Source organism: Elusimicrobium minutum Pei191 (assembly GCF_000020145.1).
Lineage (GTDB): Bacteria > Elusimicrobiota > Elusimicrobia > Elusimicrobiales > Elusimicrobiaceae > Elusimicrobium > Elusimicrobium minutum.
The window spans coordinates 1,382,334-1,407,066 of sequence record NC_010644.1 but is presented as its reverse complement, the minus strand read 5'-3'; the positions used below and the strand labels follow the sequence as shown (position 1 = coordinate 1,407,066).

Annotated in this window: 23 protein-coding genes; 20 read left to right on the top strand and 3 right to left on the bottom strand. The window is 40.6% G+C overall.

The window, feature by feature from the left end:
* Nucleotides 1-8 precede the first annotated feature (8 nt).
* Nucleotides 9-1,316, bottom strand: a complete 1,308-nt coding sequence (locus tag EMIN_RS06635; protein WP_012415469.1) for a cation:proton antiporter domain-containing protein — start codon at nt 1,314-1,316, stop codon at nt 9-11.
* A gap of 86 nt (nt 1,317-1,402) precedes the next feature.
* Between EMIN_RS06635 and EMIN_RS06630 the strand changes: the two genes are divergently transcribed.
* From EMIN_RS06630 to pth, 14 genes are all read left to right on the top strand, one after another.
* A complete protein-coding gene (locus EMIN_RS06630; protein WP_012415468.1) occupies nt 1,403-2,455 on the top strand; it encodes a DUF1646 family protein in 1,053 nt (350 codons plus the stop codon).
* Nucleotides 2,448-3,080, top strand: a complete 633-nt coding sequence (locus EMIN_RS06625; protein WP_012415467.1) for an MgtC/SapB family protein — start codon at nt 2,448-2,450, stop codon at nt 3,078-3,080. The genes EMIN_RS06630 and EMIN_RS06625 overlap by 8 nt, the downstream gene beginning before the upstream one ends.
* A 5-nt stretch (nt 3,081-3,085) precedes the next feature.
* Nucleotides 3,086-4,207 carry a DegT/DnrJ/EryC1/StrS family aminotransferase gene (locus EMIN_RS06620; RefSeq protein ID WP_012415466.1) on the top strand — a complete coding sequence of 374 codons (1,122 nt, stop codon included), beginning with the start codon at nt 3,086-3,088 and terminating at the stop codon, nt 4,205-4,207.
* Nucleotides 4,197-4,673, top strand: coding sequence for a type IV pilin protein (locus EMIN_RS09530; RefSeq protein ID WP_012415465.1), 477 nt, complete (start codon nt 4,197-4,199; stop codon nt 4,671-4,673). Before EMIN_RS06620 ends, EMIN_RS09530 begins: the two co-directional genes overlap by 11 nt.
* 176 nt (nt 4,674-4,849) lie before the next feature.
* Nucleotides 4,850-5,965 (top strand): molecular chaperone DnaJ, encoded by a 1,116-nt coding sequence (gene dnaJ / locus EMIN_RS06610; protein WP_012415464.1) that lies wholly within the window; start codon nt 4,850-4,852, stop codon nt 5,963-5,965.
* Nucleotides 5,965-6,903, top strand: a complete 939-nt coding sequence (locus EMIN_RS08435; protein ID WP_012415463.1) for a DUF2157 domain-containing protein — start codon at nt 5,965-5,967, stop codon at nt 6,901-6,903. The genes dnaJ and EMIN_RS08435 overlap by 1 nt, the downstream gene beginning before the upstream one ends.
* Nucleotides 6,893-7,951 (top strand): DUF4401 domain-containing protein, encoded by a 1,059-nt coding sequence (locus EMIN_RS06600; RefSeq protein ID WP_012415462.1) that lies wholly within the window; start codon nt 6,893-6,895, stop codon nt 7,949-7,951. The genes EMIN_RS08435 and EMIN_RS06600 overlap by 11 nt, the downstream gene beginning before the upstream one ends.
* A complete protein-coding gene (locus tag EMIN_RS06595; protein ID WP_012415461.1) occupies nt 7,941-8,426 on the top strand; it encodes a GDYXXLXY domain-containing protein in 486 nt (161 codons plus the stop codon). The genes EMIN_RS06600 and EMIN_RS06595 overlap by 11 nt, the downstream gene beginning before the upstream one ends.
* Nucleotides 8,411-9,103, top strand: coding sequence for an RsmE family RNA methyltransferase (locus EMIN_RS08430; RefSeq protein ID WP_012415460.1), 693 nt, complete (start codon nt 8,411-8,413; stop codon nt 9,101-9,103). The genes EMIN_RS06595 and EMIN_RS08430 overlap by 16 nt, the downstream gene beginning before the upstream one ends.
* A gap of 16 nt (nt 9,104-9,119) precedes the next feature.
* A complete protein-coding gene (mtaB, locus tag EMIN_RS06585) occupies nt 9,120-10,349 on the top strand; it encodes a tRNA (N(6)-L-threonylcarbamoyladenosine(37)-C(2))-methylthiotransferase MtaB (protein WP_012415459.1) in 1,230 nt (409 codons plus the stop codon).
* A gap of 83 nt (nt 10,350-10,432) precedes the next feature.
* Entirely contained in the window at nt 10,433-11,887 is a 1,455-nt protein-coding gene (gene glmU, locus EMIN_RS06580) for a bifunctional UDP-N-acetylglucosamine diphosphorylase/glucosamine-1-phosphate N-acetyltransferase GlmU (protein ID WP_012415458.1), read from the top strand.
* Entirely contained in the window at nt 11,884-12,834 is a 951-nt protein-coding gene (locus EMIN_RS06575; protein WP_012415457.1) for a ribose-phosphate diphosphokinase, read from the top strand. The genes glmU and EMIN_RS06575 overlap by 4 nt, the downstream gene beginning before the upstream one ends.
* Nucleotides 12,835-12,866: 32 nt before the next feature.
* Entirely contained in the window at nt 12,867-13,526 is a 660-nt protein-coding gene (locus EMIN_RS06570) for a 50S ribosomal protein L25 (protein WP_012415456.1), read from the top strand.
* Nucleotides 13,527-13,529: 3 nt separating this feature from the next.
* On the top strand, nt 13,530-14,093 hold the full coding sequence (gene pth, locus EMIN_RS06565) for an aminoacyl-tRNA hydrolase (RefSeq protein ID WP_012415455.1): 564 nt from the start codon (nt 13,530-13,532) through the stop codon (nt 14,091-14,093).
* A gap of 239 nt (nt 14,094-14,332) precedes the next feature.
* Here pth and EMIN_RS06560 read toward each other — a convergent pair whose 3' ends face one another.
* Both EMIN_RS06560 and EMIN_RS06555 read right to left on the bottom strand, forming a co-directional pair.
* Entirely contained in the window at nt 14,333-15,109 is a 777-nt protein-coding gene (locus EMIN_RS06560) for an undecaprenyl-diphosphate phosphatase (protein WP_012415454.1), read from the bottom strand.
* A complete protein-coding gene (locus EMIN_RS06555; protein WP_187146158.1) occupies nt 15,096-15,575 on the bottom strand; it encodes a SixA phosphatase family protein in 480 nt (159 codons plus the stop codon). Before EMIN_RS06555 ends, EMIN_RS06560 begins: the two co-directional genes overlap by 14 nt.
* A gap of 24 nt (nt 15,576-15,599) precedes the next feature.
* On the opposite strand from EMIN_RS06555, the gene EMIN_RS06550 reads away from it, so the two are divergent.
* From EMIN_RS06550 to EMIN_RS06525, 6 genes are read left to right on the top strand one after another with little or no spacing between them, the layout of a single operon-like run.
* Complete coding sequence (locus EMIN_RS06550) at nt 15,600-18,584, top strand: PD-(D/E)XK nuclease family protein (protein WP_012415452.1); 2,985 nt, start codon at nt 15,600-15,602, stop codon at nt 18,582-18,584.
* Nucleotides 18,577-21,801: a UvrD-helicase domain-containing protein gene (locus EMIN_RS06545; protein ID WP_012415451.1), complete on the top strand. Its 3,225-nt coding sequence runs from the start codon at nt 18,577-18,579 to the stop codon at nt 21,799-21,801. The genes EMIN_RS06550 and EMIN_RS06545 overlap by 8 nt, the downstream gene beginning before the upstream one ends.
* 21 nt (nt 21,802-21,822) lie before the next feature.
* Nucleotides 21,823-22,116, top strand: coding sequence for a YbaB/EbfC family nucleoid-associated protein (locus tag EMIN_RS06540; protein WP_012415450.1), 294 nt, complete (start codon nt 21,823-21,825; stop codon nt 22,114-22,116).
* Nucleotides 22,117-22,122: 6 nt separating this feature from the next.
* The gene (locus EMIN_RS06535) at nt 22,123-22,497 is read left to right on the top strand and encodes a CoA-binding protein (protein WP_012415449.1); all 375 of its coding nucleotides are present in this window, start codon (nt 22,123-22,125) and stop codon (nt 22,495-22,497) included.
* Entirely contained in the window at nt 22,497-23,417 is a 921-nt protein-coding gene (locus tag EMIN_RS06530) for an aldo/keto reductase (protein ID WP_012415448.1), read from the top strand. Before EMIN_RS06535 ends, EMIN_RS06530 begins: the two co-directional genes overlap by 1 nt.
* Nucleotides 23,407-24,687 (top strand): SPL family radical SAM protein, encoded by a 1,281-nt coding sequence (locus tag EMIN_RS06525; RefSeq protein ID WP_012415447.1) that lies wholly within the window; start codon nt 23,407-23,409, stop codon nt 24,685-24,687. Before EMIN_RS06530 ends, EMIN_RS06525 begins: the two co-directional genes overlap by 11 nt.
* The last annotated feature ends 46 nt before the right edge of the window (nt 24,688-24,733 follow it).

Here is a 24,733-nt window from a genome sequence, read left to right as displayed (position 1 = left end):
TATTTTGCTCATACCCCGGCATGTTTATTTTGTTCGGGGGCAGGTTCATCAGAAGGTTTGTCTGATGGCGGTTCCTCTTTAATATCTTCATTGTGTCTTGAAAAAATAAAATCAGTAATAGGCCTTGTGTATTCTTTTTCAATAACAAAAGAAAATAAGGATGTCAGTATCAAAGAGAAAAATATTACCGAGTAAACGGTATCTTGTATACCGTTCGTTCCCCCAAGCTGCTGGCTTGCCGTTGCTGCAAGTACAGCCGCCACAAGCCCGCTGGGGCAAAGGGCCGCGGCTATGGCGCAATCCGTTCTTGTAATATGTTTACTTAAGGTGTAGTTAACAACAACCGCCCTTATGCCGAACTTTAATAAAACTATAAAAAGTCCGCATAATATAAAATACGTGTTTTGTAAATACATGGACATGCCCATATATACAAAGAAAAGTGTTCTTAAAGCGTATTCTATTTCGGCAAAAAAGTTTTTTTCATAACCTTTAAAGGAATTGGCTTCCGTTAAAACTTTGCTCATCCATAACTTTTGTATTACTCTTATATTTCCTATAACAAAACCGAAAATAAGGACGCCGAAAGCCCCTTCCGACCCCGCTGCCGAGCACGCACTGTAAACTATTAAAATAAAAGCAAGCGTTAATGTCATGGAGTTTTCAAGCCTTCTTACTTTATTAAGTATCGCGCTCCAAAAAACACCGCAAATAACGCTTATAAGCGCAGCCATTAAAAATGAGTAAAGAACTTTGGTAAGTATAATATGGCTTGTGACGTCCTCTTCTTTAGCCATACTTATTAATGCGAGTACTATTACTACTATAAGTACGCTTTGAAGCGTGGTTTCCAGTGTTAATATGGCTTTAGTTTCGCCGCTTATTTTTAATTTTGACAAAAGCGGCATTATTACCACTAAAGAATTGTCCGCCACAATCAAAGCCATGATAAGCGAATATATGGGCGGAAGGCGCAGCGCGTAAAATGCTGCTAAATATACCGCCGCTCCGACCGCTGCCATACATATAACAGTTAGGATAGAACCTTGCAAAAAAGAGTCCCTTAAATCGGATATTCTAAAGGACGTTCCTGTCTGGAACATAACGATAATAAGCACAATTTCGGTAAAAACTTTGCCCATTTGCCCGAATAAGTCTAAAGAAACAATATTAAACACGGGGCATAAAAATATGCCGAAAAGAATAAGCGGCAAAATATCCGGTATGCGGGTTTTGTCAAAAAGGGCGGAAAAAACCTGCCCCATAACTAATATAAGTGCTATTATAAAAATTGCCGATGTTAAATTTACTATCATAATTTAATAATATCAATTTTTAACAAAGGATATGTTCTACCCGCGGCAAAAATATAAGCCGTCATTAATGGTATAATGATATTTATATGGCTATTACGGTTGCGGCATTACTTTCTTTAATTGTGTTTGCGGTGCTTATATTACCGCTTACGGTAAGTAAGGTAGAAGAAAACCTTGAACTTTTTTTGTTTGTTGCGGGTTTGTCCGCGGTGTCCGTTTCAGGCCAATGGAGCTGGCATCTTACGGTTGACGCCTTTAAGGACCCTGTTTTTATTACTTTGGCGGTTTTTGTTTTAGGTATTATTTTTAAATTAACGCAAAAACGTTTCAGAGGGGTCATTTTAACTGTTTCACGCAAAACGGGGTTGCGTCCCATTTTGTTTTTAACGGCTTTGGTTTTGGGTTTGTTTTCAAGCGTTATTACCGCTATAGTAGCGGCTGTAATTCTGTCCGAAATAGCGCGTACTTTGGGCTTAACGCAGGAAACTAAAGTAAAATTTATTGTGTTTTCATGTTTCGCGATAGGGCTTGGCGCGGTACTCACTCCGATAGGCGAGCCGCTTGCTACAATTACAATATCAAAACTTAAAGGCCCTCCGCATTACGCCGATTTCTTTTTTCTTTTCAGGATTTTAGGCGTATGGGTAATACCCGGGGTTATAGTTTTTTCCGTATTGGCGGGTTTTGTTAAACAGAAAAGGCCCTCTTTGAAATTAAAAAAGGACGCGGCGCCTTCCGAAACGGTTAAAAGCATGACCGTAAGGGCTTTAAAGGTGTATTTGTTTGTTGCGGCTTTAGTTTTTTTGGGACAAGGGTTGAAACCGCTGGCGGAAATAACTATATTCAAGTTATCGGGTTATTTGATTTATTGGGCAAACTCAATATCGGCCGTATTAGATAATGCCACGCTGGCCGCCATTGAAATTGTGCCTGAAATGGCCGTACATAAAATTATATTTTTAACAATGGGGCTTGTTTTGGCGGGGGGGCTTTTAATACCAGGGAATATCCCAAATATTATTTGCGCTTCTAAACTTAAGATTAAAAGCAGTGAATGGGCTAAAGTCGGGTTGCCTTACGGTGTTGCTGCAATGGTTGCTTATTTTATTATAATGATGGCGGTGTTACCACATGGATGAAATAGTTCTTCTTGAAAGGTTATTGATATCACTTGTTTTGGGCGGTATTATAGGGCTTGAGCGCCAATATAATGAAAAACCTGCCGGTTTTACCACAAACAGTCTTATTTGTTTGGGCTCAACATTGTTTACGATTTTATCCGTCAAAATGATGGGTGTGGGCGACCCGGGCCGTATAGCCGCGCAAATAATAACCGGTGTCGGTTTCCTGGGCGCCGGGGCTATTTTAAGGGAAGGAAATAAAGTATCCGGGCTTACTACCGCCGCCTGCGTATGGCTGGTGGCCGCCGTGGGTATGGCTATAGGTTTTGGTAATTATATTTTAGGTGCCTCAGCGGCCGGACTTGTGCTTGTGGTGCAGCTTGTGTTTAGGAAATCTTTGGGAGTGCTTGAACGTATTAAAAAATACGAAACTATTCACGTTGTTTGCGAACCTTCCTGGTCTGTGGTTGATACAATATCAAGCACAATGGCCAAACATAATGTTGAAATAAAGACACGTACGATTTTAAAAGAAAACGGACTTTTTGTTGTTAGAATAGTAGCGGCCGTTACAGGGCCGGAATTTGAAAGGATAGCAAAAGACTTATTTGTTATGCCCGGAATAAAAGAACTGACGAGGTAAAATATATGGCAGAAGAAATGGTGCCGCTGTTTAATTTGCAAATGCAGCATGACAGCTTAAAAAACGAAATAAACGAAGCTGCGGTTAAAGCTTTAAATTCAATGAAGTGGCTTTTGGGGCCGGAAACGGAGGCATTTGAAAAAGAATTTGCCGAAATGATGGGCGTTAAATACGCGGTTTCCTGTTCAAGCGGCGCAAGCGCTATCCAAATAGCGTTAGGCGCTTTGGGGATAGGAAAAGGGGACGAAGTTATAACAACGCCTTTTACTTTTGTGGCTACAACAACGTCTGTTTCCTTAACGGGTGCTAAATTTGTTTTTGCCGATATTGACCCGCTTACTTATAACATTGATCCTAAAGAAATAGAGCGTAAAATCACAAAACATACTAAAGCTATTTTACCCGTTCACCTTTACGGTTACCCTGCCAATATGGCGGAAATTATGCGTATAGCTAAAGAACACGATTTAAAAGTTGTTGAGGACTGCGCCCAAAGCCATCTCGCCGAAAGCGACGGCCTTAAAACAGGCAGCATAGGCGACGCGGGCGCTTTCAGTTTTTACCCGAGCAAAAATTTAGGCGCATGCGGTGACGCCGGCGCTATAACTACTAATGATGAAGAAGTGTACGAAAAATGTAAAAGTTTGCGCCACAGCGGACGTTCAAAAGGTAAAACGTACGAATATGATTATGAAGGCTCAACCTTAAGAATGGACGAAGTGCAAGCCGCTATTTTAAGAGTTAAAATGCGCCATTTAAAACAATGGACGGAAGACAGAAAATATGTTGCTAATCTTTATGCGGAAGGCTTAAAAGGGCTTCCCATAGTTTTGCCCCCCGAAGCGCCCGCGGGTTCAAGCCAGTCCTTTTATGTTTTTACCATAGCGGCGGACAGGCGCGATGATCTTATGGAGCATTTAAAAAGGCATAATATAGGCTGTGCGGTTTACTATCCCGTGCCTCTCTACAAACAGCCTGTTTATAAAAATCTAAAAATAAAGGCGGAAGATTTTCCTAATTCGGAAATGGCCGCGCAAAAAGTTCTTTCCATACCCATGTTTCCCGAAATGACTGAAGCGCAGGTGGAAAGAGTTTGCAAAGTTATAAGGGGTTTCTATGAAGATTAATAAAAAAGCGTTTACTTTAATAGAAATATTAATTGTTATGGTTATTGTAGCCGTTTTAGCGGCGATAGCCTTGCCTAAATATATTGACACCGTAGATTCCGGGCTTGCCAAAAAGGCTTATGATGCGATGCAAATGGTGTATGCGGCGCAGTTAAGATACTCGGCTGAAAGCCCCAGCGGCGCGTTTACAAAAAACTTTAAATTGTTAGACGTTCAATTCCCGTCAGCCACAATCAGCGGTACGGATAATAACAAGCTTGACTTCAATAAATTTGCTTTGGAGTTAACAACATCGGAAGTTAAAACCGTGGATTTGGAACATATTCAGCTTGTTCTTAACTTCCAGAACCAAACAAAAAGGTGTAACGTTACGAGCGCGTCAAATGTGTCTAAAGGGCAAAGAGTTTGCGTTTCTTTGGGCGGCATGCTTGTGACAGGGCAAACAAAAATTTACAATTTGCCGTAGTTTTAGCCGCGGCGTTACCGTAATTAACGGTAACGCGCGGAATTTTTTGCAGTTGTTTTATACAGCAGACCCAGCCGCAAACAGAACTTTCTTGTTCTTGGCACGGCAATTATAAACACCTAAAATTTTTTATACTACGCCCGCACACGGGCGGAAGTTTATTTTAAGAGGAGTATATGGCTAAGCAGAAGGAAGACTATTACAAAATTTTAGAAGTAACAAGAAACGCGACATCTGTTGAAATAAAATCATCTTACAGACGTATGGCAATGAAATATCATCCTGACCGTAACCCGGGCAATAAAGAAGCGGAAGAAAGGTTTAAAGAAGTTAACGAGGCTTTTTCCATTCTTTCAGACCCGCAGAAAAAACAGGTATATGATAATTACGGCCATGATGGATTAAATAACGGAGGCTTCGGCGGCGGTTTCCAGGGCGGCGGTTTTACCGATATTAATGATATTTTCAGTTCTGTTTTCGGAGATATGTTCGGCGGCAGTTTCGGCGGCGGTAAGGCAAGAAGAAATTCCCCCCAACGCGGCAGTGATTTGAAGATGGATGTTAATATCACTCTGGAAGAAGCATTTTCGGGTTTGGATTTCCCTCTTAACTACAGCCATATGGACAATTGTTCCGAGTGTCAAGGCAGCGGCGCGGAAAAAGGCTCTAAACTTAAAACCTGCTCTACCTGCGGAGGAAGCGGCGTTGTGCAGTTTAACCAAGGCTTTTTTAGCATGAGACAAACCTGCCCCGATTGCGGAGGCCAAGGCTCTATTACCGAGCATCCTTGCAAAAAATGTTCCGGTTCAGGTAAAGAAAAAGTTAAAAAAACTATTACGGTAAAAATACCCGCGGGTATAAGAAGCGGCATGACTTTGCGTGTGAGCGACGGGGGGGACATCGGAAGTAAAGGCGGCGGTTACGGTGATTTGTATATTGAGGTAACTGTCAAAAAACATAAAATATTTGAGAGAAACGAGGACGACCTTATTCTTGAAATGCCCGTAAGTTTCGCCACGGCGGCTATGGGTGGCAAAATTAAAGTCCCGAATATATTAAAGGAAGAGTTGGGTTTAACCATAGAAAAAGGCACCCAGTATGGTACTATATATACAATTAAAGACCAGGGTATGCCAAAAATCGCTAAAAGAGGTTTTGGCGATTTAAAAGTTATAGCAATAATAGAAGTTCCTAAAAAACTTTCCAAAAAACAAAAAGAGCTTTTGGAGGAATTTGAGAAAGAAGATTCCGAAAGCAAAAAAAGTTTTTTAGAAAAGGTTTTTAATAAATAATGAAAGATATAAAAGAAAAATTAGGCGCTCTTTATGATAAAAGCCTTATAAGTTATAAGGATTATACGGCTTTGCTTGAACAGGCATGCCCGACGGATTGGAAAACCTTGCTGGGCCGGGGTTTGCTGTTTTTAAGCGCGGTTTTATTCTTAGCGGGAGTGATTTTTCTTTTCGCTTATAATTGGTTTGCCATACCAAAGTTTGTTAAATTTGGCGCTTGCGCTTTATTAATACTATTGTCCGCGGCAGGAGTTGTGATTAAAGGTTTTAACAAGGCTTCGGGGCAGGCGTTTGCTTTCGCGGTTTGTTTTTTAATAGGCGCTTTTTGCGCTTTGTTCGGGCAGATATACCAAACGGGCGCAGACGCCTGGCAGTTATTTGCAACTTGGGCGGCTTTGATTTTTCCGCTGGCTTTAACGGCTAACAAAACGTCAATATGGCTGTTGTTTGCTGTTATTATAAACACAACTTTGTTTTTATTCCCATTTGATATGCTGCGGTATGCAATTTTTTCTTATAAAAGCTTGGTTTTTGCGGTTTTTACAGTTAATTTTTCATTTCTTGCTTTGTCCGAAATTCCGTTTAAGCATTTTAAACAAGAAGCATATTTCTATTATGTGGTAAATACATTTCTTACCGGTTTTTTAATTTTTTCCTGCTCGTTTAAACCTTTAACTTCCTATTATTCTTTAATCCTTATATCATGGCTTACTGTTAACAGCTTGTATCATTATTTTAAAAGACAAGACATTTATTTTATAGGCATATCCTTTTTAGGCGCGGGTTTTGTTATCTTTATTAATTTACAAAAATATTTTTTAAGGGACTATTATTTAGCCTGGGCCATAACGGGGCTGCTTTTGTCAGCCGGTTTAGGTTACGCTTTGGTTTATTTAACTAAACACATAAAAGGCAAGGCGGTAGCTGATGATAAATAAAGATACTGTTTTAGAAAAAATAAAACCTGAAAATAAAGAGGCCGCTAAGCTTGTATTATCTTCAGATAAGCAAAATTTATCCTTAATTATAAAGATAATACTTGGTATAGGGGCTTTTGTTTCCGCAATATTTTTCTTTTTAGCGCTTACAACCGTTTTAGTTTTTTCAAGAAGCCAGGGTTTTGCTTTTGCGGCTTTAGGTCTTATAGTAATGGTTTGCGCTGTAGCCGCTAAACTCACTGTTAAAAACCTTAGCCCGGGGCCCCGTTTTTTTGTGGACCAGCTTTTGCTTGCCGCCATACTTTTTGGCAAGGGATGCATTTTGTTCGGAATTCTGACTCATTTTGAAAGGCACCGTTCTTATATAATAGTTGACGTAGGCATGATAACATGTTTTTTTCTAGCGGCGGTTCCTTATAAGTTTTTTGACAGCGCGGCCGACAGGTTTATATCAGTATTTACATTTATGATTTTTGTTTATTTAAAAATGTTTGCTTTCGGCGGAATTTGGTTTAGCTCTAATTTTGTTATGCTTTTATCTTTTATCATAGGCTTTTTTTGCTTTTTCCTAAGAAAAAAGGACTATTACCCTATAGCCTGGGCCATGGTTTTATCTATGGCTATACCTGCGGTTTGTAATATATTTATTGTTTATAAAGCATATTCGGCCTATATGTCTTACAGTGCGGTAATGTTAAACGTATATAAGATTATTTTGATTCTGTTTTTGTCAGTCATGTTCGCGCTGGACGCTTATTTAAAAGGCAATCTTAATAAAAAAACGGCTTTAATTCTTCCCGTTTTATTAATTTTTTCTTTACCTTTTAATTTGCCTGTTATTTACGCTTTGGCTCTTTTAGTTTTAGGCTTTTATTTTAGTGATTTAAAAATAAAAATACTTTCTTATATAATTCTTTGCGGCGGTATAGCTTACTTATACTACAGCCTGCATATTACGCTGCTTGCTAAGTCTGTTTTACTTCTTGTAAGCGGGCTTGTTTTGCTCGCTTTAAGGGAGCTTTTAAAGAGGTATGGTTATGCGCGCTAAAATATTTTTCCTTTTAACTCTTATTATTTTGTCCGTATTGGCTTATAATGTGTTTAAAAAAGAAATAATGCTTGCCCGCGGACAAACTTTCTATCTGGAGCTTGCTCCCGTTGATCCGCGTTCTCTTTTGCAGGGTGATTATATGCAGTTAAATTATAAAATATCCAACCGGGATTTGCTTTTTGAACAGTATGACCACGTGTGCCTTATTTTAAATGATAAAAAGGTGGCCGAGTATCTTATGGATTTAGAACATGATGAGTGTGAAAAGTCCGGTGGGGTTTGTATAAGCGTACATTATGACAGGGGTGGATACCATGTGGCGCCTACGTCATTTTTTTTCCAGGAAGGATACGCCCAATTATATGAAACCGCCAGATACGCCATACTTAAACACAGCGGACACAAAGTTTTGCTTAAAGGTTTAGCCGATAAAGATTTGAAGGAGATTTGCCCAGCATGCCACAGTACATAGCGGAAATAACCGGTGAGCGCTTTTTAATTACCGGTGATGAAGCCAAACACCTGTTTTGCGTAATGCGCGCGGCCGAAGGGGACAATATTAAAATATTTGACGGCCGCGGCAAAAAGTTTAACGCCGTTATAAAAGAAGTCGCCAAAGATATCGTGGTAGGCTCTGTGATTTCCGAAATAGCGCTAAGGCCTTTGCCTTATAATTTAACGCTTTGTTTTGCCCCTGTTGATAAAAGCAAAACGGAAGAGATTTTAGATAAATGTACACAGCTTGGCGTAAGTTCTTTTTTACCTGTTATTACCGAGCGTACCGAGCATGACATTTTAAAAAAGTGGGAAAATAAAAAAGAAAGGTGGGAGCAAATTATTATTGCCGCCGTTAAACAGTGTGAAACCGCTTTTGTCCCGCGCTTATTAGCCCCCCAAAAATTTGAGCAAGCTCTAAAAATACCCGGTAAAACAATAATAGCGTATGAAAAGGAAAATTCCGTTTCCCTCTCATCCGCTGTTAAAGGGGAAGAAAAGGCTATAAAAATATTTATAGGCCCGGCGGGCGGTTTTAGCCCGCGCGAAGTTGAAGAGGCTGTTTTACAAGGCGCCGTTTTGGTCACTTTGGGTGTTAATATAATGAGGGCCGAAACCGCCGCCATCGCCGCCGCGGCAATAGCTTTACAGTAATTTTAAGGAAATTCAAGTGAAAAAAGTTTTTATAAAAACCTTCGGCTGCCGTGTTAACCAGGTGGAATCGCAAGCGCTGAGGGAAGAGTTTTTAAAACAAGGCTGCAGTTTTACGGACGCTTTTGAAACTGCGGATATTTGCCTTCTTAACACCTGCACCGTTACCGCCAAAGCGGACAGCGACGTTGAAAAGCTTGCCCGCCGTATAACAAACCGAAATCCCATGGCCAGGCTTATTTTAACAGGCTGTTACGCCGCTGCCCATGAGGGAAAAATAAAACAAAATTTACCCTCGGCTGAAATAATTAACAAGCATAATATCGCCAAAACTCTTTTTGATACGGACGACGATTTTTGGGCAGTAAGCGGCAATGAGGGCCGCAGCCGCGCTTTTATAAAAATACAAGACGGGTGTGATAATTTTTGCTCTTACTGCATAATACCTTTTGCCCGCAACAAAAAACTTTCCAAACCTATTCCCTCAACTGTTAATGAAATAAAAGAGTTAATTTCCAAGGGGTTTAAAGAAATTGTTTTAACGGGTATTAATATAGGTAATTATCTTTGCCCGCAGACAGGCGCGGACCTGGCTGTGCTTTTAAAAGAAATTTTTAAAATTGAAGGGGAATACCGAATAAGATTTTCGTCAATAGAATTAAACACTGTTACGGACAGCCTGCTTGCCGCCGCTAAAGAAGGGGGAAGCAAATTTTGCAACTATTTCCATATTCCTTTGCAAAGCGGATCGGACCTTGTTTTAAAAGATATGAACCGCAGATATTTAACTAAAGATTACGCAAAACGTATCGGTGAAATAAAGGCAATGTTTCCCGGTATCGGTATATACGCCGATATTATAGCCGGTTACCCGGTTGAAACGGAAGAAGAATTTGAAAAATCCTATAATTTTATAAAAGAAGTCGCGCTTAACGGTTTGCATGTTTTCAGTTATTCAGTAAGGCCCGGCACAAAGGCGGCAAATTTGCCGCAGTTAAACCCTGTTGAAATAAAAAAACGTTCCGATAAATTAAGAGAGCTTGACTTTACTCTCCGCTGTGAATTTGCCGCTTTACAAAAAGGGCAAACGCTTGAAACTCTTGTCGAACGTAAAAAGGGGGAGTTTAATACAGGCGTGGCGGGCAATTTTGTCCGTGTTGATTTTAAAGGCAAGGCCAAAGCGGGCAGTTTGGTTAAAGTAAAAATAATATCTTTTAAAGACGGTGTTTGTATAGGGGAAATGCTGTAATTTAAATATGCGCCACCAAGCATTCCAATTATGATATAATAGATATATCTGAAATTTAATTCTAGGCAAGAGTAGGTAAAACAATGGTAGCCGGAACCTCAAGAAAAACAAATAAAAAAGCAGTACCCTCACACTCTGTAAAAACCAACAAAAACCTTTGCGTTTTGGTCCTTGCCGGCGGCAAGGGCACAAGAATGCATTCTTCTTTGCCAAAACCTTTACACCAAGTGGCAAATAAACCCATGCTGGCGCACATTATGCAAACCGCGCAGAAATTAGGGCCCGCCGCTATAGGTGTTTTAACAGGTCATGAAGCCGCGCTTATGCAAAATATGGTTAAAGAGCAACTGCCCTATTGGGGAATAAACTCCAAAGTTGTTTTTACCCTTCAGCGTATTTTAAACGGCTCGGGTACGGCGGTAAAAGATTCTTTTAATTTCCTTAAAAAATATAAACACGTAATAATACTTTCGGGCGACGCCCCTTTAATTAAGCATGAAACTCTTGGGGATATGTATAAAAATTTTATTAAAACCAAGTCATCTTGCAGCGTACTCAGCGTAAATTTGGAAGATCCTTTCGGCTATGGACGTATTATAAGGGACGGCAAAGGCAATTTTGAAGCTATTGTTGAAGAAACAAGCGCCGACGAGGACCAAAAATTAATTGACGAAATTAATTCGGGCATTTATGCCTTTGATATAAAAGCTTTGGGCGACGCTCTTAAAAAAATGACGCCGCAGGGCCCTAAAAAAGAATACTATCTTACCGATTGTATAGCCTTTATTAAACAAAAAAATTTAAAAGTTACCGCGTTTAATACCGAAGATAATACCCAGGCTTTGGGCGTTAACAGCAAAAGCCAGCTGGCCGAGGCTGAAAATATTATGAGAGCCAGGAAAGTAGCCGCTCTTTTAGAAAGCGGAGTAACTATTTACAGGCCTGAAAGCGTTGATATAGACAACGCTGTTGCAATAGAAGCGGACGCTGTTATTTACCCTAACAATTTTATTTACGGAAAAACCAAAATATCCGCCGGAGTTATCATTGAACCTAATTGTTTTATAACGGACTCCGTTATTGAACCGGGCGCGAAGATAAAAGCGGGTTCTTATATAGAAAGCGCAGTTGTGGGGCCTAAGGCGGAAGTAGGGCCTTACGCTCATTTGCGAAAGAACAGCGTGTTGAAAGAAAAAGCGAAAGTAGGTAATTTCTCAGAAACAAAAAATGCGGTTATAGGTGAAGGCTCAAAAGTTAACCATTTAAGCTATATCGGCGATACCGAAATGGGGCAAAAAGTTAACGTGGGCGCCGGTACGATAACCTGTAACTATGACGGCGTTAACAAGCATAAAACCATTATCGGAGATAATGTTTTCTTAGGCTCTAATACAAACTTAGTTGCGCCGGTTAAACTTGGTAAAAACTCTAAAACAGGTGCGGGATCGACAATAACTGACGATATTGAGGAAGGCGCTCTGGCTATAGCAAGGGCCCGCCAGGTTGTATTAAAAAACAGAGGAAAAATCAAAAAATGATTAAAACAGTAAACGGTGACTTAAAGGTTTTTTCAGGAAATTCCAATAGACAATTGACTGTTGATATTTGCAGACATTTGAATATTGAAATGGGCAAAGCCCACGTTGAAAGATTTGCCGACGGCGAAGTTGATGCACAGGTATTGGAAAGCGTGCGCGGGCATGACTGCTACATTGTGCAAAGCACCTGCACCCCTGTTAATGAAAACCTTATGGAACTGCTTATTATGATTGACGCTTTTAAAAGAGCCAGCGCGGGCAAAATTACGGCTGTAATTCCTTATTACGGTTACGCCAGGGCGGACAGAAAGGCCGCTCCCCGTGTTCCGATAACGGCTAAACTTGTAAGCAATTTAATTACCGAAGCCGGTGCGGACCGCCTTATGACGGTGGATCTTCACGCCGGGCAGATACAGGGTTTCTTTGATATTCCTGTTGACCATTTAAGAGCAAGGCACGTTTTTGTTGATTATTTTAAAGATTTTAAAAAGAGTGAGTCTTTAGTAGTAGTGTCGCCCGATGTCGGCGGCGTTGAAAGGGCAAGAAAGTTTGCCGCGCGTATGGACGCGGGACTTGTTATTATTGATAAAAGACGCCCAAAAGCCAACGAGGCCGTAGTGTATAACATTATTGGCGACGTTAAAGATAAAACTTGCATAATTTTTGATGATATAGCTGATACGGCGGGTACTCTTGCCGTGGTTTCAAACAAACTTAAAGAAAACGGCGCCGCCCATGTTTACGCGGCCTGCTCACACGGCATTTTATCAAGAAACGGCGTGGATAAAATAAACAATTCACCCATTGAAAAACTGATTATTACCGATTCTTTACCCGCGAACAGGAACCTTGGCCCCAAGGTTGAGGTGCTTTCAATTTCCTATTTGCTGGCTGAGGCTATCAGACGTAATCATGACGGCATGTCAATAAGCGATATGTTTAAATAAATTTTAATAAAAGACAAGTGAGGAAGTAAAAAATGGAAGAAATTAAAGTTAATGTTGAATTAAGGGAAAAGGCCGGAGTAAAGGGCGTCCTTAGCGCAATCAGAGCAGAAAAAAAAGTGCCTGCCGTAATATATGGCGGACAAAAAGAACCTATAAGCGTTTCTATTACGGAAAAAGATCTTAAGGCAATTCTCAAAGCCGGTTCGAACTCAGTAGTTACGCTTTCCACCCCTGCAGGGAAGGAAACCGCAATTATTAAAGAAGTTCAGTATCATGTTGTTAAAGATACTCCCAACCATGTCGACTTTCAAAGAATTTCACTTAAAGAAAAGATTGACGTTGTCGTTCCTCTTAAACTTACCGGCGAATCTGCCGACGTTAAGATTTACGGCGCTTTAATCAACCAAGTTTTAAGAGAAGTCGCGATAAGAGCGCTGCCTACGGCAATACCGCACGAAATCGCTGTAGACATCTCCGCTTTGACAATTCACAAAGCTATCCACATTTCGGATCTTTCGCTTTCTAAAGATATTGAAGTCTTGGGTGATCCGGAAAGAGCTATTGTTCACTTAATGGTACCTAGAGAAGAAGAAACAGTCGCCGCGCCTGCTGACACAGCGGTTCAGCCTGAAAGTTCTTCAACAAAAGGTAAAAAAGATGAAGACGGCGCTTTAGCAAAGGATAAAAAATAATTAATGATTAAGTTGATAGTGGGGCTTGGTAATCCGGGCCCCCAATATGCCGTAACAAGGCATAATGCGGGTTTTATGATTGTTGATAACCTGGCTGTAAAGCTGGGCGTAAATTTCAACGCTTATAAAAATCTGGGTGAATATGTTAAAACCACTATCGGCGGTCAGGATGTTTTTTTAGCAAAACCTTTGACGTTTATGAATTTATCCGGCAGGATGGTAACCCATCTTGCCGGATTTTATAAAATCAAACCGCAGGAAATTTTAGTTTGTTTTGATGATATAAGTATTAATTTAGGCGCTGTCAGAATAAGGAAAGACGGTTCCGCCGGCGGTCAAAACGGCATGAAAAATATCATTGAACTTTTTGGTACGCAGGATATCCCCAGGCTGCGTTTTGGCGTGGGCCCAAAGCCAGAGCGGTTTGACTCGGCCGATTATGTTTTATCTAAATTTTCGAAATCGGACGAAAAACTTTTAAATGAGAGTATAGAAGCCGCGGTTGAGGCGGCAGAGAGCTGCGTTAAAGACGGACTTGAGCGAGCAATGAACAAATTTAACAAATAAAAAAACGCTTTTTTTAAAAGCGTTTTTTTATGGGAGTATACCACCTCTGCGTAAGTTTTGATATGGATAGCCCACTGATTTCACAACGCCTCCGCCTTTCTGCTGCGGAGGCGTTGGTCTTTATTGTTGGGGAAAATCACAAAGCGAAGCTTTTAAACAAAAGAAACCCCGGGCGCGAACCTCGGGGTATTTTATGTGTATCTTTTCTAAAAAAAGTTTTTTTTTAAAGCTTTAAAAAGCTATTTCATTAAAGCTGTTATAATAATTATAACGCCTAACGCTATTCTGTAAACCACAAAAATATTAAAGTTGTGTTTCTGCACGTAATTCATTAAAAATTTAATAAATAACCAGCCGAAAATTGCCGCCGTTAAAAAGCCGGCTATAAAAGCGGCGTTGATATCCGCGGGATTAATATCTTTAAGTTTTAATACTGCCGCGCCCGCTATAATAGGCGTTGAAAGAAGGAAAGATATTTTAGCGCTTTCTGCTCTTGAAAATCCCAAAAACAAAGCCGCCGTTATTGTTATGCCCGAGCGTGAAACACCGGGCATTAAAGCCAGTGCCTGCGCGCAGCCTATAATAAGAACTGTTTTTACGTTTAAAGCCACATCTTTTTGCCCGGCTCTTTTATCAGCCAAATGGAGTATAACGGCAAACACTATAAGCGCGGCCGCTATAACGAAAGGGGAGCGGAACACCGTTTCAATCCAATCCTCAAACAATACGCCGCAAATTGCGGCGGGTATAGTGCCTAAGACTAAAAGCCATAGTATTTTGCCTTCCTCTGTTTTAGGTTTTGTAAGGCCGTCTTTTATAATGGTAAACCATTCTTTCCTAAAATAAATAAGCACGGCTATTAATGTAGCCAGGTGAAGGAAAATATCATAAGTAAGTCCCTGGTATTCCATGCCTAAAAGCCATGGCATAAGCACAAGATGGGCGGAGCTTGATATGGGCAAAAACTCGCCCGCGGCCTGGACAAGGCCTAAAAGAACAGCGTTAACGGACGTCATTTAAATCCTCTTTTACAATAGGTTCAAGAATGGCTTTCGAAAAATTTTCCTCAAAGCTTATAACGGCAAATTCGGCCGGAGCTAAGGAAATATGTTCATTTGCCAGCGCGCTTATAAGCACGCTTATATCGGGGTTGTGGCTTATAACGATAATTGTTTTATTTTCTACGGAGTTTTCTTTTATAAACTGCCAATATTTTGTAGTCGGCAGGCCGCCGTTAAGTTCTATATTTTGCTTAACTGGCACGTTAAAGTGTTTAGACGTTATTTCGGCCGTTTGTATAGCTCTTTTTAAGGTGCTTGATAATATTTTAACAGGTTTTACCCCTCTTAGTTCAAGCGCTTTGGACGCTTGTTCGGCCGCGGTTATTCCTTTTGTGGAAAGTACGCGCCCCGCGTCTGTTTTAGCGCCGCTTTCTAAAGCGTCCAACGCGTAGGAATGTCTCATAAAAATTATACTTGTCATGTTTAAATTATATATCATTATGATATGAAGTTGATATACGGTTCTTACGGCGCGCTTGAAGGCGCTTTAAAGGAAGTTGTGGCTGGAATCAAACAAAACCCTTTAGAAAAGGTACTTGTTTTAACGCCATCTTCCCGCCTGTCGCGCTATTTGCAAATCTTTTTAACCGAAAATTACGGCTCCACGGCCAATATTTCTTTTATGAAGTTCTCGGCTCTCAGCGCTAAAATAGACGCTGAGTTTACTGCCCCAAACACAAAAAAGCTTTTAAGCGCGCAGCATTTGCAAAATTTTATACTTAAAAATATTGTCGGCGAAAACGGCCTTGTTAAAAGAGTCTATATTTCTGCCTTAAAGTCTACTTTGCGAGACATGGCTGACGCGCTTATAGTGCCCGCCACGCTTAAAGAGCATGCGGCGGAAGGCGCGTTCGGCGCAAAAGAGGATAATGAATACATGTCTGCTTTGGCTGATACTTATGAAAGGTACCAGCGGGCGCTTTCTTCCGTGCCGGGCATGCGTTCTTATAAAGAATACTTTGAAAGCGTTGTTGAAAATATTCCGGCTTCTAAATTCCTTTCCTCTTTTAAAGCCGTAATTTTTTACGGTTTTTATGATTTTACCGGCACCCAGCTTGAAATTTTTAACGCTGTGCGCCAAAATTATAAAACAATAATGTTTTTCCCATACAGAAAAACGCAGGCATATAAATTTACCTCTAAATTTTTTGAAAGCAATATTTTGGGCATGTCCAAAGAAACCGTTGAACTTGAACCAGCCCCGGGAGTTTTGGGCGCCGCAGAAGACGCTCTTTTTAACCATTTGATCTCCGGCGAGGCGGAAAACAAAAATATAAGAATAATAAGCGCCTCCGGAGTTAACGGGGAGCTTTTTGCCGCGGCCAAAACAATTTTGGAATTAACTGAAAATAACGGCTACAAATTTTCCGAAATAGCACTTTGCGCAAGAGTTTTGGAGCCTTACAAAAACAATTTAATAAATATTTTTGAGCAAAACAAAATTCCGTTAAATACTTCTTTAGAGTTTGGGCTGCTTTCACATCCTTTGGGTATATTCTGTTTTAATTTGCTTAATTTGGCCCATAACGGTTTTTATAGGGAAGATGTTTTGTCCGTTATAAAAAGCCAGTATTTTGCCGTTAAAAACAACTGGCGCGCGCTGGCGCAGAATTCTTTAGTTGAAAGAGGGCTTGAGCAGTGGGAAAATTTGATAAATAAAAAAGACCCCGCTTATGACTCGTCATTTTTATCTTTCCTTACAAATTTAGGAACGCAGCTCGGCTTTTTTAATAAGCCTTACCCTTGGGATGTTTTAAGCAAGCATGCCGTTAAAATACTTGAAGATTTTGTTGACGCCAATATTTTAACGGAAGGCGAAAAAACCGTTTTTAATACTATTGTTGACACTATCATACAAATAAACCAGTTTTCATTAGTACGCGAATCCGCCAAAGAAAAAGAATTTTTAGAAGAGCTTAACGAGGCGTTAAAAGAACAGTCTGTAGGCAAAGTACAAAACTCCGAACTGGGTGTAACCGCAGGCGACGTTATGGGTTTAAGGGGCCAGCACTTTAAGGTTGTGATACTCCTTGGTGTTAATGAAAAAGTTTTCCCGCAAATTGTGCGCGAGGACCCGTTGCTTAGGGATAAATTTCGCCGTACTCTTCGCGACGTACAGGGTTTTTGGATAGGCCAAAAGCTTGACCGTTTTGAGGAAGAAAAACTTTTTTATTATTTTACTCTTTCCTCCGCAAGGGAAAAGCTTTTCCTTTCCTTTCAACGTTCTGACGAAGAAGGCAAAGCCGTAGTTCCTTCTTTATACTTGACCGAAGTCTGCCGCGCCGCGGGTATTGAACTTGAAAAAAATATTACAAATATAAGCAGGCGCGAGCTTGAAAAATATTTTCAAACTCCGCAGGAATTTTTAAACTCGAAAGAAATGCTTACTAAAATATTTTCCTTCCCCTCTGTTGAGGAAAATATTAAAGCGGCGGGTTTTGATTGGGATGCTTTGGCCTCTTATTATAATGCGGCAAAAGCTATGTCCGCGCGTTCCTCTTTGGGCGCTTACGACGGCATTGTAAATTACGGGGATGAAATTTTTAGTAGTCTTTCCAAAAAAGGGTTTTCCGCGAGCGCTCTTCAAAATTTGGCTGAGTGCCCCATGCGTTTCTTCTTTATAAAAGCATTAGGGTTAGATGAAGAAGCCGATATTTTAAAGCGTGACGCCATAGCCTCAAACATTAAAGGCACTATTTATCACAAAATATTACAGCGTGTTTACACAGAAATTGACAGGGAAATTTCTATGGATTCCGCCTTAGCCGCCCTTGAAAAAATTATGGCTTTGGAAATGTCTTTTGAGCGCTACAAAGAGTTTGGTCTTTACCCCGTGGTATGGCAGGTTATTACGGAAAAAATGGCTGCCGCTTTGCAGGAATTTGTTAAAAAAGACGTTGAAAGTATGGAAGGTTTTGCTCCTGTTATGTTTGAGGCTGCCGCGGCGGCAAAGCATGATTTTGCGGGCGAGGAAATTAAACTGCACGGCTATATTGACCGTATAGACAGGCGGGGCAAAGAATACAGAATTATTGATTATAAAACCTCGCAGCGTTCGGTAAAGGACCTTAAAAAAGTTATCTTTAATAAAAAATATTTACAACCTGTTATTTACTGGATTTTGGCCTCCGCCTTAAAAGAGTTTGAGGAAATGAATAATACAAGTTTTTCTTTTTTAAATATTGAAGATGGCTACTTCAGGCGTGAGCTTACGTCCGCGGAGTTTGATTTAATAAAAGATAAATTTGATAATTTTATAAAACTGCTTACAGGTTTTATTAAACACGGCAAATTTTTTATTAATGAAGGGGAAAATAACTGCAAATACTGCACGTTCGCTAATGTGTGCAGGAAAGGCTCGGCTGCTTCTTTAATGCGTTCCCGCAGCAGTGATTTTTATAAAGAGCTTGAGGGGTTTAAAGATGACTAAAATTACAGATCTGCAAACCCGTTACGAAGCCTCCACCGTTACTGACCGCAACATTGTTGTTGAGGCGGGTGCGGGCACAGGTAAAACCACGCTTTTAATAAGCCGCCTTTGCTATTTAATGATTGTAAAAAACATTTCGGTTGAACGTATTGTGGCGCTTACTTTTACCGAAAAAGCCGCCGCCGAAATTAAAATACGTTTATCCGCACAGCTTCAAAAAATTATTAAAGAATGTTTATCCGTAACGCAAAAAGACAAAATCACGCTTGAACTTTTGGCCCATTTATCTAAAGAAGAAATTATTATCCGCGCGCAGCGCGTGCTGGAATTTTTGGAACGCGGTTTTATAAGCACCATACACGGTTTTTGTTCATATATTTTAAAAGCGTACCCTGTGGAAGCGGGCATATCGCCTTCCGCAGTTGTTGACGAAGGACAGAGAAGGGAAACCGTTTTTAAAAGGCTTTGGAACAAATGGCTTGAGGAAGAACTTGGCGGCGGCGGGCCTAAAGAAGAAATTTGGAAACGTGTTTTAAAAGAAATAAATTTAGAAGACCTTTATAATTACGCTTTTGATATGGCGGGCGGTAAAATAGACGCCTACCACCCCATGTCGCACGCTAAAGTTTTAAGCGGCGTTTGTTTTGAAAACGCCAAAATAGCGGAGCAAATGTCTTGCGTTTTTCTTCCACCCGGCGGTAAAAGCCGCAAGATTGAACGGGCGCTTGCTTCGGCCTCAATTATTTTGCAGGAAGCGGCTTTCGCATTTAAGGAGGGCAAATTCCAAAAAACGGAAAATCCCGGGCCTGAAAAACTTTCCTCCTCCGACCAGGCCAAAGGATGGGATGATGAAAATTTTGAAACTGCGGTACGCATAGTTGATTTTGCAAGAAGTTTATATCCGGACAGACAAATGCTTATAGCCGATGCTTTTAGCCTTGTTTCCCCTTTTGTTAATAATGCCAGAGATACTTTTGAGGCGCAGGGGCTTATATCTTTTGACGACCTTCTTGTTAAAACAAGAACGCTTCTTAAAAATAATTTAATTGTAAGAAGCGCGCTTAAAAAACAGTTTGAAATAATTTTTATAGATGAATTCCAAGACACTGACCCTGTACAGGGTGAATTGCTTTTATTTTTAGCGGAAGAGGAAAAATCCGCCGCCAAAGTTTGGAATGAAATTAAACTTGCTCCCGGCAAGCTGTTTGTGGTGGGCGACCCCAAACAATCTATCTATCGTTTTAGAGGGGCGGATATCACGGCTTACCAGTTGTTTACGGAGCTTATTTTAAAACAGGGCGGCATGATTTGTTATCTGCAAACTAACTTTAGAAGCGATGCCCAAATAATAGATTTTGTTAACTGCGCCGGGTTTAAATTAATTGAGGAGCGCCCCGGCTTCCAGGCTAAATATGTCCCAATAAACGCTAAAGATGGCGCGCCTTGCGATAAAGACGCGGTTAAAGACGTTATTATATCTTCAGAACAACCGCAAAGCGCGGATGATTACCGCCATAACCAGGCTGAATTCACGGCAAAATGGATAGCCGAGAACGCGGGCAAATTAAAACTTTCAAACGGTTCCGTTTTGCAATATAAAGACATTGCCGTGCTTATGCGCACCTCAAACGCTTTTAATATTTTTACCGAAGCGCTTAAAAGATACGGCGTAAAATACACTGTTGAGGAAGATAAAAATTTTTATACCGCCCAGGAAATTACGGATATTTTAAACCTGCTCTCTCTTTTAGACAACCCATATGACAAAAACGCTTTAGCGGGCGTTTTAAGAAGTCCGTTCGGCGGGTTCAATGATGATGAAATTTACCAAATTTTTAAACAAAAATTTACGGATATAAGCGCAAAAAAACTGCCCAAGGGTTTCGAACGGCTTGGCGGTTTTTATAAAACGTTAAATACGCTTAAAGGTTTTGTGGGGCGTATAAGCACGGGCGCTTTGGTTGAAAAAATACTTTCAAGCACAATGTTTGCGGAGCTTTCGCAATTAGCCTATAACGGTGAGCAAACTATATCAAATTTACAAAAATTTGCCGCGCTTGCCGCAGGCGACCAGAACGAAAACGCTAACAGCCTAGGCCAGTTTTTGGCAAATTCTAAAGACCTGGCAAGGCAGGCAAGGGGTGAAGGGGAAAGCCCGCTCGCTGACGAATTTTTAAGTGCTGTAAGCGTAATGACAATACATAAATCAAAGGGTTTGGAATTTCCCGTGGTTTTCCTGGCTGATATGTTTAGGCAAGAAAGCGTTAAACAGAATAAATATTCTTATTCATGGTTTTATGATATGCACGGCTTAAGAGCCGGCCCGTACGCGGACGCCAACTTGGCGTTTTTAGAAGTGCAGCAGCTTTGGCACAGCAAAAGTGAAGAGGCCAGGATTTTATACGTGGCGCTTACAAGAGCTAAGGAAAAACTTTTTATTTTAGGCAATAATACGGAAACAAAAAAAACGCCCGCCAGACATTTACGAAACGCGGGCCTTTGGCCCGAGCTTGTTACCGTAAAAGAACTGCCTAATGACAAACTTACGCATCCTTTACAGTTAGAATATTTCCCGTATGCGGAGCCGGATCAATTTATTTATAAAATAAATTTTACGCCTGAAGACGGCGGAGTTTTAAAAAACGCAGGCGAATGGTTTAACCGCTGGGCAAAACGAAGCGAAATTTATGAAAAAATAAAGGAAGAGGCGCTGTTTATTTCACCCAGTTCTTTAAATAAGCATGAGGCTGTTTTTGCTGGCTCTTCCGATAATGCGGCGCTGCTTGGCACGCTGTGCCATAAAATGTTGGAAAACTATGATTTTAAAACCGTTATAACGCCCGAACAAACGGCCGCTTCCGCGGCATCTTTGCAAATTGAAGATAATGATATTATTAAAGAAGCGGCGGAAATAATAAATAATTTTACCGTTTCGGAAGTTTGCAAAAAGCTTGCTTCTATGCGCGTGCTCGCAAGGGAAATGCCTTTTACTTATTTTGAGGAAGGCAAAATAATAAGCGGTACGGTGGATGTAATAGTTGAGCAAGAAGGCGAAATTTTTGTTTTAGATTATAAAACCGATAAAACGCCTGACCCTTCCAAATACGCCTTGCAGCTTGGCGCTTATAAAAGAGCTGTTAAAAAGATAATGGGAAATGAAGGCGTAAAAAGCGGTTTGGTGTTTTTAAGAACTTCACAACTTTATATAATAAAGTAAACCGAATTTAGGAGAGAAACTATGTTTGATAATTTAAAAAATTTATGGGCTTTAAAAAGCCAGATGACTGAAATTAAAAAAAGACTTGACGGAATGATTGTTAAAGTAGAAAGCCCGAACAAAGTTTTTGAGATGGTAATGAGCGGTTCACAAGAAGTAAGGGAAATTAAAATAATGGCGTCTTTGGCTAATTTGACAGACGCGCAGATAGAGGCAGAACTTAAAGAAGTTTTTAATAAAGCCGCGCGCGATTCACAAGCCATGGCCGCCCAGGTAATGGGGGGGCTTGCGGGTATTAATCCGCCGCAAGCTTAATTTAAAATGCTTGATTTAAAAAATAAAGTTGTGGCCGTGGTGGGAGTTTCTGAGGATCTTTCCAAATACGGGCACAAAATATATAAAACCCTGCACGTCGCTAAAATAAACGTATACGCTGTAGGCAAAAGGGGCGGTGCCATTTTGGGCCAAACTATTTATAAAACGCTTGGGGAAATACCCCAAAAGCCTGAGTTTGTTATTTTGGTTGTTCCGCCGCCGGCAACTGTTGCCGTGGTGGAAGAGGCTGTTAAACTGGGCGTTAAGGAAGTTTGGTTCCAGCCCGGCGCCGAAAATAAAGAGGCTGAGCAATTAGCCAAAGACAACGGTTTAAAAGCGACTTCACACGCCTGCGTTATGGTGCAGGGGGGATTTTGGTAATGGTTAAAAGGGCGTTTTCACAAGGCGAAAATTTGTTTCCCGTTGCTTTGGGTACCTGGGCTATTGGCGGCAACCATTGGGGCGGAGTTGAAGATAAAAGTTCAATAGAAGCGCTTGAGGCCGCCATTGACAGCGGTTTTAATATTATTGACACCGCGCCCGTGTACGGGTACGGACACAGCGAAGAACTTGTGGGCCGCGCGATAAAAGGAAAACGCGATAAAGTTTTTATAGCCACAAAATGCGGTCTTTTATGGCCGGGCGATGTTATAAAGAAAAATCTTACCGAGGCCAGCATAATCTTTGAAGTGGAGCATTCTTTAAAAAGGCTGGGCGTTGATTATATTGACCTTTACCAAACGCATTGGCCCGATATAAATGTTTCTTTAGAGGAAACATATTCAACTCTTCTTAAGCTTAAAAAACACGGTAAAATTAAACATATAGGCGTTTGCAATGTGGAACTTGATTTGTTGGAAGAAATTACAAAAATCTGTCCCGTGGCCAGCGTGCAAAACGAATATTCTTTTTTAAAAACAAAATACGGGGATGACGTTTTTGAATACTGCTCTAAAAATAATATTTCTTTTTTTGCTTACGGTTCTTTAGCGGGCGGCATTTTAAGCGGTAAGTATGATAAAGCGCCCTTTTTTCCCAAATCAGACGCGAGAAGTTTTATGTACCAGTATTACAGGGGCGAGGCCTTTAATAAAGCACAAGCCGTTGCCGGAAGATTTAAAGAGGTGGCTTTAAAATATAATGTGCCTACGCCGGCGGCCGCTATAGCGTGGGTAATGGCGCAGCGCCCGTTTATTTTTCCGCTTGTGGGTGCTAAAACCAAAGAACAAATTAAGCAAAACGCGCTTGCCGCCGAAGTAAATTTGACTAAGGAAGATTTAGATTTTTTAAATGGAAATTAAAGATATTACGGCGCACGTGGCAAGAGTGCTTCCGCACACTGGCGTTAATAAACAGCGTGAACTTGTGCGCCTTATTTTTGAAATTAATAAACGCGGCGGCGGAAGTTTGGAAACTATTTTGCCGTTTGAAGAGAAACTTACCTTTGATAAAGCCAAAAAAATATTAGTAGCCAAACGTTACCCCAAAAACGGCGCTAAAATGCCTTTAAGCTCAATATATCTGCCTAAACTTGATTTAGACGCTTACGCGAAAGCGGATTTAAGCGGCTTGGCTTTTTACCCTAAAAATATTTATGTGGACACCGAAGTTAAGGACAGTGATTTAGCTAAACGCGTAAAAGAAATGTTCCCCAACGCGAGTTATGAAGTGCTTGAACAAAGAAAGCAGGTTGGCAGCAAGGAATATTCCAAAAGACTTGAAACGCTTTATATAATACGCGAAAAATATGATTTTTTAAAACCTTGCCCATGTACCCGGGGCGCTTACGGCTGCGGGTATAACTTGGTTAATTTGGGGTTTGGCTGCGTGTATGAGTGCGCTTATTGCTTTTTGCAGGAATACCAAAACCTTCACGCTGTTATTTTACCCGCTAATATAGGGGATTTTTTAAGCAAAATCGGTGCCTCAAACCCCAGAAAAGGCCCTTTTAATAAACCCCGTATAGGGAGCGGCGAGTTTACGGATTCTTTGGTTTTTGACCATATTACAGGCTATTCTAAAGAGATAATTAGATTTTTTAAAACCAGGCCGGATTTAGATTTTGAGTTTAAAACAAAAAGTGTTAATATTGGCGGTTTACTTGCTTCGGGCGGAGCTGAAAACATTATTGTTGCCTGGAGCGTGAACGCCCAAAATATTATAAAAAATACGGAGTTTTTAACCCCGTCTTTAGATGAAAGACTAGAAGCCTCTTTAAAAGTTGTAAACGCCGGGTTTAAGACGGCATTCCATTTTGACCCCGTTATAATACATGAAGGTTGGAAGGAAAATTATAAAAAAACCATAGATAAAATAGCCGCCAAAATCCCTTCGGACAAAATATCTTGGATAAGCGTCGGCACGTTGCGTTTTAACAGGGATTTAAAGAAAATAGCCGAAGCAAGGCATCCTGGCGTTTCCATGCTTGACGAGGAGTTCTTTTTAGCTTTTGACGGTAAAATGAGATACAGCGAAAGCGACAGAAAGGAAGTTTACGATTTTATGATTCCGCTTTTAAAAGAACGTTTCAGTAAAAGTAAAATTTACCTTTGTATGGAAAATGTTTTATAACTTTTAATAAAAAAAGCCCCGCTTTAAGCGGGGCTTTTTTTATTTT

Coding starts and splice junctions, on each gene's coding strand:
- EMIN_RS06620 (WP_012415466.1), top strand. CDS start 3,086: ATGGCAGAAGAAATGGTGCCGCTGTTTAATTTGCAAATGCAGCATGAC.
- EMIN_RS06555 (WP_187146158.1), bottom strand. CDS start 15,575: ATGACAAGTATAATTTTTATGAGACATTCCTACGCGTTGGACGCTTTA.
- EMIN_RS08435 (WP_012415463.1), top strand. CDS start 5,965: ATGAAAGATATAAAAGAAAAATTAGGCGCTCTTTATGATAAAAGCCTT.
- glmU (WP_012415458.1), top strand. CDS start 10,433: ATGGTAGCCGGAACCTCAAGAAAAACAAATAAAAAAGCAGTACCCTCA.
- EMIN_RS09530 (WP_012415465.1), top strand. CDS start 4,197: ATGAAGATTAATAAAAAAGCGTTTACTTTAATAGAAATATTAATTGTT.
- EMIN_RS06575 (WP_012415457.1), top strand. CDS start 11,884: ATGATTAAAACAGTAAACGGTGACTTAAAGGTTTTTTCAGGAAATTCC.
- EMIN_RS06540 (WP_012415450.1), top strand. CDS start 21,823: ATGTTTGATAATTTAAAAAATTTATGGGCTTTAAAAAGCCAGATGACT.
- EMIN_RS06625 (WP_012415467.1), top strand. CDS start 2,448: ATGGATGAAATAGTTCTTCTTGAAAGGTTATTGATATCACTTGTTTTG.
- EMIN_RS08430 (WP_012415460.1), top strand. CDS start 8,411: ATGCCACAGTACATAGCGGAAATAACCGGTGAGCGCTTTTTAATTACC.
- EMIN_RS06560 (WP_012415454.1), bottom strand. CDS start 15,109: ATGACGTCCGTTAACGCTGTTCTTTTAGGCCTTGTCCAGGCCGCGGGC.
- EMIN_RS06635 (WP_012415469.1), bottom strand. CDS start 1,316: ATGATAGTAAATTTAACATCGGCAATTTTTATAATAGCACTTATATTA.
- EMIN_RS06545 (WP_012415451.1), top strand. CDS start 18,577: ATGACTAAAATTACAGATCTGCAAACCCGTTACGAAGCCTCCACCGTT.
- EMIN_RS06595 (WP_012415461.1), top strand. CDS start 7,941: ATGCGCGCTAAAATATTTTTCCTTTTAACTCTTATTATTTTGTCCGTA.
- pth (WP_012415455.1), top strand. CDS start 13,530: ATGATTAAGTTGATAGTGGGGCTTGGTAATCCGGGCCCCCAATATGCC.
- EMIN_RS06630 (WP_012415468.1), top strand. CDS start 1,403: ATGGCTATTACGGTTGCGGCATTACTTTCTTTAATTGTGTTTGCGGTG.
- EMIN_RS06600 (WP_012415462.1), top strand. CDS start 6,893: ATGATAAATAAAGATACTGTTTTAGAAAAAATAAAACCTGAAAATAAA.
- EMIN_RS06570 (WP_012415456.1), top strand. CDS start 12,867: ATGGAAGAAATTAAAGTTAATGTTGAATTAAGGGAAAAGGCCGGAGTA.
- EMIN_RS06525 (WP_012415447.1), top strand. CDS start 23,407: ATGGAAATTAAAGATATTACGGCGCACGTGGCAAGAGTGCTTCCGCAC.
- EMIN_RS06535 (WP_012415449.1), top strand. CDS start 22,123: ATGCTTGATTTAAAAAATAAAGTTGTGGCCGTGGTGGGAGTTTCTGAG.
- EMIN_RS06550 (WP_012415452.1), top strand. CDS start 15,600: ATGAAGTTGATATACGGTTCTTACGGCGCGCTTGAAGGCGCTTTAAAG.
- dnaJ (WP_012415464.1), top strand. CDS start 4,850: ATGGCTAAGCAGAAGGAAGACTATTACAAAATTTTAGAAGTAACAAGA.
- EMIN_RS06530 (WP_012415448.1), top strand. CDS start 22,497: ATGGTTAAAAGGGCGTTTTCACAAGGCGAAAATTTGTTTCCCGTTGCT.